At 59.6% G+C, this 13,816-nt stretch carries 10 protein-coding genes; 6 read left to right on the top strand and 4 right to left on the bottom strand.

The annotated features are described in order from the left end of the window. Window positions 1-172: 172 nt before the first annotated feature. Window positions 173-925, bottom strand: a complete 753-nt coding sequence (locus UB90_RS02625; protein ID WP_065324771.1) for a lysozyme family protein — start codon at window positions 923-925, stop codon at window positions 173-175. A gap of 120 nt (window positions 926-1,045) precedes the next feature. Between UB90_RS02625 and UB90_RS02620 the strand changes: the two genes are divergently transcribed. Beyond that, window positions 1,046-1,825, top strand: coding sequence for a 23S rRNA (adenine(2030)-N(6))-methyltransferase RlmJ (locus UB90_RS02620; RefSeq protein WP_005623144.1), 780 nt, complete (start codon window positions 1,046-1,048; stop codon window positions 1,823-1,825). Between the two features lie 100 nt (window positions 1,826-1,925). Here UB90_RS02620 and UB90_RS02615 read toward each other — a convergent pair whose 3' ends face one another. Further along, window positions 1,926-3,695 carry a methyl-accepting chemotaxis protein gene (locus tag UB90_RS02615; protein WP_005623143.1) on the bottom strand — a complete coding sequence of 590 codons (1,770 nt, stop codon included), beginning with the start codon at window positions 3,693-3,695 and terminating at the stop codon, window positions 1,926-1,928. A 207-nt stretch (window positions 3,696-3,902) separates the two neighbouring features. Next, a complete protein-coding gene (locus tag UB90_RS02610) occupies window positions 3,903-6,116 on the bottom strand; it encodes an NADP-dependent isocitrate dehydrogenase (protein WP_065324770.1) in 2,214 nt (737 codons plus the stop codon). Window positions 6,117-6,606: 490 nt separating this feature from the next. Between UB90_RS02610 and UB90_RS02605 the strand changes: the two genes are divergently transcribed. Then, on the top strand, window positions 6,607-7,896 hold the full coding sequence (locus tag UB90_RS02605; RefSeq protein ID WP_065324769.1) for a glycosyltransferase: 1,290 nt from the start codon (window positions 6,607-6,609) through the stop codon (window positions 7,894-7,896). Window positions 7,897-7,907: 11 nt separating this feature from the next. Here UB90_RS02605 and UB90_RS02600 read toward each other — a convergent pair whose 3' ends face one another. After that, on the bottom strand, window positions 7,908-8,513 hold the full coding sequence (locus UB90_RS02600; RefSeq protein ID WP_065324768.1) for an SH3 domain-containing protein: 606 nt from the start codon (window positions 8,511-8,513) through the stop codon (window positions 7,908-7,910). Window positions 8,514-8,672: 159 nt separating this feature from the next. Here UB90_RS02600 and UB90_RS02595 point away from each other — a divergent pair, with 159 nt between their 5' ends. The 4 genes from UB90_RS02595 (at window position 8,673) to UB90_RS02580 (ending at window position 13,734) form a co-directional block, all read left to right on the top strand. Then, a complete protein-coding gene (locus UB90_RS02595; protein WP_005623130.1) occupies window positions 8,673-9,659 on the top strand; it encodes a 2-hydroxyacid dehydrogenase in 987 nt (328 codons plus the stop codon). Between the two features lie 46 nt (window positions 9,660-9,705). Continuing rightward, window positions 9,706-11,502, top strand: a complete 1,797-nt coding sequence (gene ggt / locus UB90_RS02590; RefSeq protein ID WP_065324767.1) for a gamma-glutamyltransferase — start codon at window positions 9,706-9,708, stop codon at window positions 11,500-11,502. 263 nt (window positions 11,503-11,765) lie between these two features. Next, on the top strand, window positions 11,766-13,172 hold the full coding sequence (locus UB90_RS02585) for an FAD-binding oxidoreductase (RefSeq protein ID WP_065324766.1): 1,407 nt from the start codon (window positions 11,766-11,768) through the stop codon (window positions 13,170-13,172). A 115-nt stretch (window positions 13,173-13,287) separates the two neighbouring features. Further along, window positions 13,288-13,734: a hypothetical protein gene (locus tag UB90_RS02580; RefSeq protein ID WP_009176845.1), complete on the top strand. Its 447-nt coding sequence runs from the start codon at window positions 13,288-13,290 to the stop codon at window positions 13,732-13,734. Window positions 13,735-13,816 lie beyond the last annotated feature (82 nt).

The following is a 13,816-nucleotide window of genomic DNA, read 5'->3' as shown; positions in this document are numbered from 1 at the left end:
GTAAGTACTGCAATTGCCGGGCCGCGACTCTTTCGTCGGGCCGCAGACTTTGACCTTATAAGCATGGCGGGCCTGCCGTAAAAGGGAGTATTGGGTTCACCTAGCGTCTTTTCGCTTGTGAAACGGGCCAATTGCGTCCTCAGAGGTGGAGGAATCACATCAAGGCGTCGCCCTAGCTCGAAAAGATAGCATCCATGCGGGCCTTATAGCTGTCCCAGCTGACGGTGGCGCGGTTGCCTGCATAGTTGTGATAGTAGGATTTCCCATTGGAGGTTGGGAGCCCTGCCCAGATCTTGGCGAGGTTGTTCATGAATGTGGTCTGGGTCATGTCACCGGCTTTGAACTGAGACAGCCCCGCCTCTTCGATCAGCTGATGCGCCAGTTGATCCTGCAGATCTTTGTTGAATTTGCGGCCAAGCGGGACGCCCTGGTGTTTGACAAGACGGCGCAGTGTGGCGGGGATGAACTGATAGCGCCCGATGGCGTGTGGTTGCCCGGGTGTGGCGTCAATCCAAGTGTAGATCTCCAGCAATGTCATGTCTGTCGGGACTGCCGGGGGCTTGATCTTAGCGCCATGTTGGACGGCGTCATAATCAGCCTTGCCAGCCTCAGCACTTGCGATGACGTTCATGATTTCCGCGACATCGATGCCCACCGCCACGGCCGCACGCGCAAAGAGGCTGCCGCTGCTGCGGCCTCGAAACAGGCTGGCTGCACCCGGATTCATCGACACGGCGCCGCGCCCGGTTGCATCATCATTGAGCACCACGTCACGTGCAGATGGGGCAGAGGTCCGCATAAAGAAACCGCCATCGCCAACCAGAGAAAACCCCGCAGAATTGGCATGAAGGGCGCTGTTCCAGCTGGAAAAGATCAGCGTAAGCGCAATGAAAACGCCGGATGTGAGGCTCGTTCTGAGGGGCATATGGACCTGCTTCTGCGGGTAATTTCTCCTCTCACTGTGCCGCAATGTGGTTGAGATTTGGTTTAGGGAGCGTGAGCGCAGCCCCTTTCGCAACGCCTGCATTGCAGCTAAGGGAGGACCATGCTGTCCTATCAACATATCTATCACGCGGGTAATCTCGCCGATGTTCAAAAACACGCGCTGTTGGCGTGGATGCTGGACTATATGACCCGCAAGGATAAGCCATTGAGCTATCTGGAAACCCACGCCGGGCGGGCGCTCTATGATCTGGCGTCTGCAGAGGCGCAAAAGACCGGTGAGGCGGCACAGGGTATCGACATCGCGCGGGACTGGTTTGCGCCCGATCATCCTTACGCACGGGCGTTGGATCGTGTGCGGGCGGCACATGGCGCAACCAGCTATCCGGGGTCTCCTCAGATCGCGGCAGAATTGTTGCGCCCCATCGATAAGCTGCATCTGGCGGAGCTTCACCCGCAAGAAGCCGCGGCACTCCGGGATGCGATGCGCGGCAGCGGCGCGAAAGTCCATGTGCAGGACGGGTTTGAAATGGCGCAATCGCTGGCCCCGCCAGAACCGCGCCGGGGGCTGGTGCTGATAGACCCGAGCTACGAGATCAAAACCGATTACACGCGCATTCCCGGTATCATCGCGAAACTGCATCGCAAATGGAACGTAGGCGTTATTGCGCTTTGGTATCCGCTGCTGAGCGATGGGAGCCATAAGTCGATGCTTGCAACGCTTGAAGGGCAGGGCCTGCCGGATGCGCTGCGCCATGAGGTGCGGTTCCCGCCTGCGCGTGAAGGACACCGGATGGTGGGGTCGGGGATGTTCGTGGTCAACGCGCCCTTTGGGTTGGCACAGGAAGCGGCGCGTCTAGACGCGAAATTCGCACGCCTTTGAACGCGCGAGAATTTCAGCTAACGCCATTGATTATATAAGAAAACCGCCCGCGTCTGAACGCGGACGGTTAATGGATTGCGTATGCTCTTGTGAGCGGTGTTTACGACGCGCGGCGCAATGCGCTTGTGTCGTCTTTCTCCACCTGAAACTGGCGGGCGTTTTGCGCCAGAGTATTGGCTTCATCCCGCAGGCGTTGGGTTGCCGCCGATGTTTCCTCAAACATTGCCGCGTTCTGCTGGGTGACTTGATCCAGCTGGTCCGCAGCGGAGGTGATTTCAGACAGGCCGGTGGATTGCTCGCGGGCGGCCTCTGCAAGGGCGCTGACGGTTTCATTGATCGCCGAGATATGTTCGTTGATCTCGTCCAGCGCGGTGCCGGAATCACGCGCCAGAGCGACGCCGGTTTCGACCTCGCGGCTGGCGTTAGTAATCAGTTCCGCGATTTCACGTGCCGCATCCGATGATTTGCCGGCCAGGGCACGGACCTCACCAGCGACGACCGCAAACCCACGACCCGCTTCGCCAGCGCGGGCAGCCTCGACCCCGGCGTTTAGGGCCAGAAGGCTGGTCTGGAATGCGATGTCGTCGATGAGCGAGGTGATGCTGGAGATTTTGGCTGAGCTTTCCTCAATGCCGCGCATCGCATCAATGGTGCGACGGACCACCTGCGCACCACGCTCCGTGCGGTCGCTGGCTTGTTGAACGCGTTCAGAGGCGGCACGGCTTTCCTCGGCAGAGTTTTTAACCGATGCCGAAAGCTCTGTGAGGGCGGCGGAGGTTTCCTCCAGCGAAGCGGCCTGCGTTTCTGTCCGCATGCCCAGTTCTCGCGAAGAGCTGTCGAGCGCTTCGCTTTCGCTCTCGATGCGCTCCACGCCGACCATCAGCTTGCGCATCAGATCGGAAATCTGCGTCACAGTCGCGTTGAAGTCTTCTGCCACCTGCCGGAACTCTTCCGGCATGGCGTCATCAACGCGCACGGTCAGATCACCTTGGGCGAATTTCGCCAGACGTTGGCTGAGGATGGCCACGACGCGTTGGCGTTCCTCATCCTTGATGTGCGCTTCTGCTTCCAGTGCGGCCTGCATCTGCAACCCGTCGCGGAAATTGGCAACCGCATGGGCCATTTGGCCGATTTCACTGCGGTCCGTGAGGCCCGGCACATCAGAGTCGAGATCGCCATCAGCCATCGTCGCCATACGCCCCTTGAGCGCATTCAGCGGTGGCAGCATGCTGCGAATGATCAGAAGCGAAACGCCGATCAGCACCGCCAACGCAACGCCCAATCCAACCAAAGCACGCATACGCATCTGAGCAATATCAGCCTCAATGTCATTCACGTAAGCGCCGGTCCCCAGATACCAATCCCAAGGTTCGTAATACTGCGCATAGGTCAGTTTGGGTTCTACCTCTTTGGTCGCGGGGTTCTCAAAGTAGATGGTGGAGACGGACTGCCCGTTCTCATCCAAATTACCGAGAATCGCCTCAAAGATTTTGTTGCCGTGCACGTCTTTCAGATTGCGCTGGCTTTCTCCGCCAACCCACTGCGGGCGAAAGGGGTGGACGGAATAGACGATGTCGCTGTCAAAGGCGTAGATATAGCCGTTGTCACCAAACCGCAGGTCATTCAGAATCTGGCTGACGGCGGCCTTGGCCTCTTCAAGCGTGATTTCACCGGCTTCTACGCGGTTGTTATAGGCCTCAATCTGGCTGCGCCCGACATCGGTGATATGACGCAGTTCTTCTGCTCGAAGGTCATATGCGGCATCAGATGCGCGGTTGAGGGTGAAGAAGGTCAGGCTTGCGGCTGCGATGAGCGCAAGCGCCACGAGGGCGTAGATCCTATAGGATAATCCGTAAAATGCGGCGGGCATGGTGGTAGGCCTTGCGTGTTTTCGATTGGCTCCCTTTTTGCGCCAAAAATACTAACGCCGACTTTACAGAAGGGGTCTGACACAAAGGCGGTCAGCGGGTATTCACAAAATGCAATTCAAAACTGTCACGCGTCACAGATGGCGCTGGCCCTAAAAAACAACGCCCGGACAGGGCCGGGCGTTGCAAGTTCTTATTGTTCAGTCGGCTTAACCGATGATGTCATTGAGCGTTGCAGAGGGGCGCATGACTGCAGCCTTTTTCTCAACAGACGGGTGGTAGTAGCCACCGATATCGGCAGGCGCGCCTTGTGCGGCTGCCAGTTCCGACAGGATTGCACCTTCGCTGGCTGCAAGCGCACCGGCGATGGGGGCGAAGTGTTCTGCCAGTTCTGCGTCTTCGGTCTGGGCTGCGAGCGCTTCTGCCCAGTAGCGGGCAAACCAGTAGTGGCTGTCGCGGTTGTCGGGCTGGCCGACTTTGCGGTCTGGCGATTTGTTGTTGTCGAGGATGCCTTGGGTTGCAACCTCGGCTGCTGCACCCAGCACGCCTGCTTTCTTGTTGCCTTTTACATCGGCAAGGAAGTTCAGGCTCTCACCAAGGGCACAGAACTCACCCATCGAGTCCCAGCGCAGGTGGTTTTCCTCAACCAGCTGCTGCACGTGCTTCGGGGCAGAACCGCCAGCGCCGGTTTCAAACAGGCCGCCACCGTTCATCAGTTTCACGATCGACAGCATCTTGGCCGAGGTGCCCAGTTCCAGAATTGGGAACAGGTCAGTGAGGTAGTCGCGCAGCACGTTGCCGGTGATGGCGATGCTGTCCTTGCCTGCGGTGATGGTCTCAAGGCTCTGACGGGTCGCTTCGCGCGGCGCGAGGATCAGGAACTTATCCGCAACACCTGCCGCTTCCAGCGCGGGCGTCACGTATTTGATCAGCTCGGCATCGTGAGCGCGGTTGGCATCGAGCCAGAAGATCGCCTCAGATCCGGTCAGGCGCTGACGGTCCAGTGCCAGTTGTATCCAGTTCTCAATGGGTGCTTTCTTCACGGTGCAGGCGCGCCAGATGTCGCCTGCCTCAACCTCATGAGAGTGCAGCGTGTCGCCATTGGCTAGAACCACCCGGATCACCCCGTCTGCGGGTGCCTCAAACGTGGTCGGGTGAGAGCCGTATTCCTCGGCCTTTTGTGCCATCAGACCGACGTTGGCAACAGAGCCCGCCTTGGTCACGTCCAGCGCGCCATTGGCTTTGAAGTAGTTGATGGTCTCGTCATAGACGGTGGCATAGCAGTTGTCGGGGATGACGCAGTTCACGTCGCCCTTGTTGCCTTGGGAATCCCAGCCCTTGCCGCCTGCGCGGATCACGGCCGGCATGGAGGCGTCGATGATCACGTCGGACGGAACATGCAGGTTGGTGATGCCCTTGTCGCTGTCGACCATGTACATTTCGGGACGCTCGGCGCGCACGGACTCAATGGCTGCGGTGATCTCGGCATTGCCTTTCACGCGCTCCAAGAGGTCGCCCATGCCGGAGTTTGCATTGACGCCCAGCGCCTTCAGCTCCGCGCCGTATTTGTCGAACACCGGCTTCAGCCAGGCCTTCACAGCGTAACCAAAGATGATCGGGTCGGAGACCTTCATCATGGTGGCCTTCATGTGCAGCGAGAACATGGTGCCATCGGATTTGGTGTCTTCAATCGCACCCTCAAGGAAGTTCGACAGCGCCTTAACGGACATGAAGGTCGCGTCGGCCACGGTGCCTTCGGTCAGCGGCCATGCGTCCTTCAGCACGGTGACAGAACCGTCCTTGGCGACAAATTCGATCTTTGCGTCGCCCGCCTGATCGGCGGAGATGGTGGCGGATTTCTCGTTTGCATAGAAATCATTGCCCGGCATCGACGAGACTTTGGTTTTGCTGTCGGAGGCCCACGAACCCATGGAATGCGGGTTGTTCTGGGCGTAGTTCTTCACCGCCTTGGCGGCGCGGCGGTCAGAGTTGCCTTCGCGCAGTACCGGGTTCACGGCAGAGCCTTTGATGCTGTCGTAACGGGCACGGATTTCCTTTTCCGCGTCGGTGGACGGCTCGTAAGGGTAGTCGGGCAGCTTGTAGCCCTGTGCCTGCAACTCTTCGACGGCGGCGACCAGCTGCGGCACGGAGGCGGAGATGTTCGGCAGTTTGATGACGTTGGCGTCTGCGGTCTTTACCAACTCGCCCAGCGCGGCGAGGTCATCGCTCTGACGCTGATCGTCGGTCAGGTTCTCGGGGAAGGTCGCGATGATGCGGGCCGCCAGAGAAATGTCCTTGGTGCCGACGCTGACACCGGCGGCATCCGCGAACTTGCGGATGATCGGCAGGAAGGATGCCGAGGCCAGCTCGGGCGCTTCGTCTACAATGGTATACAAAATGTCCGGCGTTGAATTTTCTGCCATGTTTCACAACCTTTCTGCGAATTCGGAAGCTGTTGTTCGTCGTCAAATCGGTGCGCGTTCGTCGCGTCACCTGTTGTCCGTCCGGTCAGCGGCATAAAGCCAGCGCCGGGCAGGCATGATGTTCACACGCCTCTCCTAGACCACGAGGCGGCACAAGGCAATTGTCTCCATGCGACTTCGCGGGATTGTTGCGCAGCGACGGATAGAACTTAACCCTAACCTTTAAGGATATGATCTATCCCTGCGAAGGTTCCCCCTGTCCATTTGCGCGTTTCGGCTATTCTGTCGTTGGTTTGAGTGTCGCTGTGGGTGCATGGTTAACATGGCTTAAGGGGCGTGATGGTTAATGCCCTGACACCGGAGCGGGCGCGGTACGGAATGCGGGGGGCACTGAACCGCGCCCCCGGGCTGCCTCGATCCAGATGAACGGCAGGGTGCCGTGTTGAGTGAGGCGATCGTCTCCTCTCTCAGCGCAACGGAGAATGAAACTATGCGGACAGCGGCAGCAGGCCATCTGTTTATATATGCGCCGGTTCCGGTCTACCGGGACGCAGACGCGCTTTATGTCGAGCGGCAGGCGGTGAACGGCCTGCGTCTCTGGTCGCGTCATTTCGCCCGAGTTACCGTTGTCATGCCGGAAAAAAATGCTGATGTGCCAAAGGGCTGGATGCCACTCGCGGAGGCGTTGAGCGAACTGCCGGACGTGCGGGTGGAGACCGTGCCTTCGGCCTTTAGCCCGCAGCATTTCTTGCGTGTGTGGCCACGCGAACGCCGCCGTCTGAAGGCGCTTGTGGCGGAGGCCGATTACCTGAGTTTTGCCATTGGCGGGTTGTTTGGCGATTGGGGGGCAGTCTGTGCGCTGGAAGCGCTGCGTTTGCGCAAGCGCTTTGCCATCTGGACGGATCGTGTCGAATCCGACGTGCTGCTTAAATCCCGCGAATGGGGTGATTGGAAACAGCGCCTGAAGTCGCGCCTTTATCGTCGCCCCATGGCGTGGCTGGAGCGCACGCTGATTTCACGTGCCGATCTGGGCCTGTTTCACGGCAAAGAGACTTACGACGCCTATGCAGGTTTCAGCCGTAATCCGCAGTTGGTGCACGACATCCATATTGCCGGGGCGGATCACATCAGCGATCAGGCGTTGCAGGTCAAGCTCAGCGAACTTCGCCAGAGGCCGCTGCGAATCGTCTATGCGGGCCGTGCCGAAGGCATGAAAGGCCCCGCCGATTGGATCTCCGTGTTGGAACGCCTCTCGGTGCTCAACGTGCCCTTCGAGGCAGAGTGGCTTGGTGATGGCAGCTGCTTGCCAATGATGCGCAACCGCATCCGGCGTGCGGGCCTGTGCGATCAGGTGCGTTTTCCGGGGTTCGTCGAAAATCATGCAGATGTGCGCGTGCGTCTGCAGCGCGCGGATGTTTTCCTGTTTTGCCACAAAACCGCCGAGTCGCCGCGCTGCCTGATCGAGGCACTTACCAGTGCCACGCCGATTGTGGGCTACGAGGGCGCTTATGCGCGGGATCTTATTGCCGGTAGCGGTGGGGGACTCCTGGTGCCGCAGGGAGATACCGAACGATTGGCGCAAACGCTCGCTGTGCTGAGCGATGAGCGTGAAACCTTGGCGATGTTGATGCGCCGTGCCCATATGGAGGCCGCGCCGTTTACGGATGAAAAAGTGTTTGCACACCGCTGCATGTTGATCCGGCGCTATCTGGCTCCGACGTCGCGCACATCGGGCCGTGGACCCGGAGGGCGTGCTTTACGGGTGGCCGCCGAAGGGTGAGCGGGCTGCGCCTATTCGCGCAGCTCGTCCGCGTCTACGCCCCATAGATTTTCCTTGCGCGTCCAGCCGGTGTGACCTCCGGCGGTGACCTCGCACCAGCTGGGATCACAGGCCCCCAGTTGCGCAACAACGCCCAGTTCAAAAGCGGCGACGACGGGTGCGCCTTCTTGGGGGCGGGCTCGCACCTGCAGCATGTCTTCTTCGATCAATACGGTGCGAATCCCCGACAAGAGTGCGTAATGCACCCAGCCGCCTTGTCCGTCACGGTCCTGCACCCGCCGCCAATGACCGTACTCTGCAGTTACTTCAAGTGGCATGCCACGCCGTTTAAAAACCCAGTCGATCCGGTGATTGAGCGAGGGCCCGCGGCGCACGTTTCCTTCGGCGGCTTTCATGGACACGAACCGAGGCAGCGGCAGGTTCGTCACCGGGCCGAGCTTTGGTCCTGTGCCATTGGTACTGGCGCCATCCTGCGCTGCAGCCGCCAATGTTGCGCCCGCCAGAAAGCAGCCCATCAAAAGCACACATAGCGTCTGCCGCACAGCATTTGCTGCGCATAGGCCGCGACGGCGACCTTTTGTTTCAGTGATTTTCTGCACGGCCTCAATGCCCATCATTGTCCCGGGCGCCTTGTTTTTATGATCCCGCCACCCGCTGATCCTGCATCTGCTCATATCGTAACGCAAGCTCGGGCGGAAGGGTGCTTGTGCCCGCAATTATCTTGCGACACGATGCCATGGAATGGATCGACTTGCATAGCCCGAGGGAGAAGGCACGTGCCCAGAGAACGCCTGAGTGTTGTTGTTACGCGACGGTTGCCAGAGCCGGTGGAAACCCGCCTGAGTGAGCTGTTCGACGTGCGGTTGCGCACCGATGACACCCCGATGAGCCGCGAAGAGCTGGCCGCCGCCATGAAAGAGGCTGATGTGTTGGTGCCCACAGTCACCGACACGATCGATGCGGGCCTGTTGGGGCAGGCGGGCGAACGGTTGCGGTTGATCGCAAATTACGGCGCCGGTGTCGACAATATCGACGTCGCGACCGCACGTCAGCGTGGCATTCTGGTGTCCAACACACCCGGCGTGCTGACAGATGACACCGCCGATATGACCATGGCGCTTATCATGGCGGTCGTGCGCCGCATTCCCGAAGGTCTCGCTATTATGCAGCGCGGCGACTGGGAGGGCTGGTCGCCGACGGCCATGCTGGGGGGCCGTCTGGCGGGGCGTCGTCTTGGTATCCTAGGGATGGGGCGTATTGGTCAGGCCGTCGCACGCCGGGCCCGCGCCTTTGGCATGCAGGTCCATTACAACAATCGCCGCCGCCTGCGCCCCGAAGTCGAAGAAGAGCTGGAAGCCACTTGGTGGGAGAGCCTCGATCAGATGGTGGCGCGGATGGATGTGATTTCGATCCACTGCCCATCGACGCCTTCGACCTTTCATCTGATGAACGCCCGCCGCCTGAAGCTGTTGAAACCGGATGCGGTGATCGTGAACACGTCACGCGGTGAGGTAATTGATGAGAACGCCCTGACACGCGGCCTGCGCGGCGGTGAAATCGCAGGCTGTGGTCTGGATGTCTATGAACACGGCACCACGATTAACCCGCGCCTGCGCGAACTGCCCAATGTGGTGCTGCTGCCGCATATGGGATCTGCCACGATTGAGGGCCGGATCGAGATGGGTGAAAAGGTTCTGTTGAACATCAAAACATTTGAAGATGGGCACCGTCCACCGGATCAGGTGGTGCCTTCTATGTTGTAGGCGTAACACTCGGCGCGTTCCGGGCTGCGCGATTTGGGAGGAAGATATGAGACCGATATTCTGGAGCGGGGCGCTGTTGGCGTCCCTTGCAACGCCTTTGATCGCCCAGCAGGCCGCAGATGCGGTTGCACCGGAAACCGCAACCATTGGCCCCGGCGCGGCAGGCTTGGTGCTCTCTGATGCGGCGTCTGCCGCGATGGCGTCCCGCAACGCGGGCGAGCCTGTGCTGGCGGATGACTGGATGGTCGCCGCTGCCAATCCGCTCGCGGTCGAGGCCGGTGCACGGGTGTTGCGCGAAGGCGGCACGGCGGCAGATGCGATGGTTGCGGTGCAAACGGTTCTGGGGCTGGTGGAGCCGCAGTCCTCCGGCCTCGGTGGTGGCGCGTTCCTTGTCTACTATGATGCCACGACTGGCGCGCTCAGCACGCTTGACGGGCGCGAAACCGCGCCGCTTGCAGCGACCCCGACCTTGTTTCAGGATCATAACGGCGAGCCGCTAAAATTCTTTGACGCGGTAGTGGGTGGTCGTTCCGTTGGCACGCCGGGCACACCGGCGCTGATGGAGACCGCACATCGCAAATGGGGTAAATCCAACTGGGGTGGGCTGTTTACCGATGCGATCCGGCTGGCGGAATTGGGCTTTGCCGTGTCGCCAAGGATGGCAGAATCGATTGCAAACGATGCGGAGCGCTTGAGCCGGTTCCCCGAGACCGCGGCCTACTTCTTGCCCGAGGGTGCTCCGCTAGAGGCTGGTCAGGTCATCACCAACCAGCCCTACGCCGATGTGCTGCGCCGCATCGCGATGGAGGGCACGGATGCGTTCTATACCGGCCCTGTCGCGGCGGATATTGTCCGCACGGTGCAAAGCGCTGCTGGCAATCCGGGCGTTTTGTCGGAGCTTGATCTGGCGCTCTATCAGGTGAAGGAACGCCCGGCGGTCTGCGCCAGCTACCGCGCTTATGAAGCCTGCGGCATGGGCCCGCCGTCCTCTGGCGCACTCACCGTGGGGCAGATCCTTGGCATGCTTGAACCTTATGATCTGGCAGCGCTTGGGACGGACAATCCGGTCAGCTGGCGCTTGATCGGGGATGCCTCGCGCCTCGCCTTTGCCGACCGGGGCCGCTACATGGCCGACAGCGACTTTGTACCGATGCCCACCAAAGGGTTGGTGGATGCGGAGTACCTCGCAGAGCGTGCAAAGCTGCTGCAAGGCGACACGGCACTGGACAGCGTCGCCCCCGGTACGCCCGCGTTTGACCACGCGCTGATCTGGGCCGATGACGAAAGCATCGAGTTTCCCTCGACCTCGCATATCTCCATCGTCGATCAATACGGCAACGTGCTGTCGATGACGACGACGATCGAGAACGGGTTTGGCTCGCGTCTGATGACCAACGGGTTCCTGTTGAATAACGAACTGACCGATTTCTCCTTCCGCAGCCACAGCGATGGGGTGCCGATTGCGAACCGATTGGAGCCGGGCAAACGCCCTCGCTCCTCAATGGCGCCGACCATCGTGATGCAGGACGGCAAACCGGTTCTTGCGATTGGCTCTCCCGGCGGCAGCCGCATCATCGGTTATGTGGCCACCGCGATTGTGGGCTGGGCCGATTGGGGTCTCAACGTGCAGCAAGCGCTGTCGCTGCCACATGCAGTGAACCGCTTTGGCACCTATGATCTGGAGGCCGGCACAGAGGCAGAGTCCTTCGAGGCCGCGCTGACGGACATGGGATTTGAGGTCAACATCCGCGATCTCAACTCCGGTCTGCATGCAATTGAAATTGGTGAGGGCCTTAAAGGCGGTGCAGACCCGCGCCGCGAAGGCATCGCGCTCGGTCATTGATGTGAGCAGGGGCTTTGCCCCTCCTGGCCTCACGGCCAGTTCACCCCAGGATATTTTGCGTTAGAAGAGGACTGAGTTCCGCTTCTCTTCTAACGACAAATATCCCGGAGCGCGAGGCAGAGCCTCGCATTTCAAACCCCTCAGCGCGCCATGGGCTTGTGATGATAAGACCATCGGCATAGAGTCCGCTCAATTGATTGTTAACAAGGCAAGTTACGTGTCGCGCCTTGTTGATCCTTCGCACGTTCTGAAAGGACATCATTATGGTTCAGGCCACCACCTTGCCCCGCAATGAAGGCGGTATCAAAGCAGCAGTTGAGGCGCTTTTGGAGAAATTTGGCGACCGGATGCAAACCGGGCAGGCGTTGCGCGAACAACATGGGCACACCACCACCTGGATCGAGAACCAAGCCCCGGATGCAGTGGTTTTTCCAACCTCTCGTGAGGAAGTGTCTGATATTGTGAAAATCTGCGCAGAATTTGGCGTTCCGGTCATTCCGTTTGGGACAGGCACCTCGCTGGAGGGACATGTGAATGCGCCTGCCGGAGGGATTTGCGTTGATATGATGCGGATGGACAAGATCCTTGCGGTGCACCCAGAGGATCTGGATGTGGTGGTGCAACCCGGGGTAACGCGGGAGCAGCTCAATACTTATCTGCGTGACCAGGGGCTGTTCTTTCCCATCGATCCCGGTGCCAATGCTTCGCTTGGTGGCATGGTGGCGACACGCGCGTCCGGAACCAATGCGGTGCGCTATGGTACCATGAAGGACAATGTTCTGAGCCTTGAAGCGGTGATGGCAGATGGCACCATAATTCGCACAGCATCGCGGGCGAAAAAATCCTCTGCGGGCTATGATATGACCCGCCTTCTGGTCGGCTCTGAGGGCACATTAGGCCTGATCACGGAAATCACCCTGCGTTTGCAGGGCATCCCCGAAGCGATCCGCTCGGCGCGGTGTTCGTTTCGATCGGTGGATGATGCCTGCCGCGCGGTGATGATGACCATTCAATATGGTATCCCTGTCGCGCGTATTGAACTCCTTGACGAAATGAGCGTCGGGGCGGCCAACCAACACTCCGGTCTGGATTTGCCAGAGGTGCCGCTGTTGCTGCTGGAGTTCCACGGCTCTGACGCGGGCGTCGTTGAGCAGGCTGATATGTTTGCCCAGATCGCCGAGGAATTTGGCGGTTTTGACATCTCTGCCACGTCGACCGCAGAAGAACGCAACAAACTCTGGCAGGCGCGTCACAATATGTACTGGGCCAGCCTTGGATTGCGCCCCGGTGCCAAGGGGATATCGACCGATGTTTGCGTGCCGATCTCGCGGCTGGCCGAATGTGTTTCTGCGTCACGGGCCAAGGCCGAGGAGATGGGTCTGATGGCCCCGATGGTTGGCCATGTGGGGGATGGTAATTTCCACGCCCTCTTGCTGATCGATATGGAAAACGCCGAGGAACGGGCCAAGGCGGATGAATATGTCGGCTGGCTCAATGATCTGGCGATCTCCATGGAAGGGACCTGTACTGGCGAACATGGCATTGGACAGGGGAAACGCCCTTATCTGATCCGCGAGTTGGGCGAGACCACCCGGTTCATGGCAGCCGTAAAAGCGGCACTTGATCCCGACAATATCCTCAACCCGGGTAAAATCCTCAGCGACGGGTAACGCAGCAATAGGGAGGAAGCATGCGGCGGTCACGCCGCATCTTTTTTCCGATATAAGGCCCAAATTCTGCCTGATCCCACTGTTAACAGCGATAGTGGCAAAGAGGTGGGATGACATGTTTATCATCAGAAAATTACATAGGCTGTTTCGGCTCTATACCTTCGTCTTGCTGTGCGGGATCGTGATGGTGGGTATCGACTACGACATGCGGGCAAAAGCGGTGGGACAGACGATTGGGACCTATGAACCCAGCGCCTATCTTGCGACTCTGCAGCGTCGGCTTGGTCGGCCGCAATCGCTTCAGGTATCCTCCGACGGTCGCATTCGTTCACCGGAAGAGCAGGTGACCTCCCCGCTGGATGTGGCGTTTCGCGCCCTGCGTGGCCTTGCGGTGGCCAAGGCGCAGATGATGGGACAGGATCTCGAGATGGAACAGGTGGTCCTGTTGCCTCCGCCCGCGCCGACCACGCTGTCTGTACCGCAGGACACAGAGGCCGCTTCAGCAGAAGAGAGCCCGTCTCAGCGCCCCTGCGTACGTCGCGGCAACGTGCTGAACTGCTAAAATTCAGCTTCGCGAAATATCCTGTCGCCCGCCAAGTGTCGCGCTTTGCTTCGAAACTCTGACACAAAGTCGGTTTTGTCAT

Origin of the sequence: Tritonibacter mobilis (assembly GCF_001681715.1) — a bacterium.
GTDB lineage: Bacteria > Pseudomonadota > Alphaproteobacteria > Rhodobacterales > Rhodobacteraceae > Epibacterium > Epibacterium mobile.
Note: the sequence above shows the minus strand (reverse complement) of the source record. Positions and strands in the feature narration are given on the sequence as shown.

Bases quoted from the DNA above. Each gene is read 5' to 3' on its own strand.
- UB90_RS02585 (WP_065324766.1), top strand. From the start codon at position 11,766: ATGGTTCAGGCCACCACCTTGCCCCGCAATGAAGGCGGTATCAAAGCA.
- UB90_RS02610 (WP_065324770.1), bottom strand. From the start codon at position 6,116: ATGGCAGAAAATTCAACGCCGGACATTTTGTATACCATTGTAGACGAA.
- UB90_RS02580 (WP_009176845.1), top strand. From the start codon at position 13,288: ATGTTTATCATCAGAAAATTACATAGGCTGTTTCGGCTCTATACCTTC.
- UB90_RS02620 (WP_005623144.1), top strand. From the start codon at position 1,046: ATGCTGTCCTATCAACATATCTATCACGCGGGTAATCTCGCCGATGTT.
- ggt (WP_065324767.1), top strand. From the start codon at position 9,706: ATGAGACCGATATTCTGGAGCGGGGCGCTGTTGGCGTCCCTTGCAACG.
- UB90_RS02615 (WP_005623143.1), bottom strand. From the start codon at position 3,695: ATGCCCGCCGCATTTTACGGATTATCCTATAGGATCTACGCCCTCGTG.
- UB90_RS02625 (WP_065324771.1), bottom strand. From the start codon at position 925: ATGCCCCTCAGAACGAGCCTCACATCCGGCGTTTTCATTGCGCTTACG.
- UB90_RS02600 (WP_065324768.1), bottom strand. From the start codon at position 8,513: ATGATGGGCATTGAGGCCGTGCAGAAAATCACTGAAACAAAAGGTCGC.
- UB90_RS02605 (WP_065324769.1), top strand. From the start codon at position 6,607: ATGCGGACAGCGGCAGCAGGCCATCTGTTTATATATGCGCCGGTTCCG.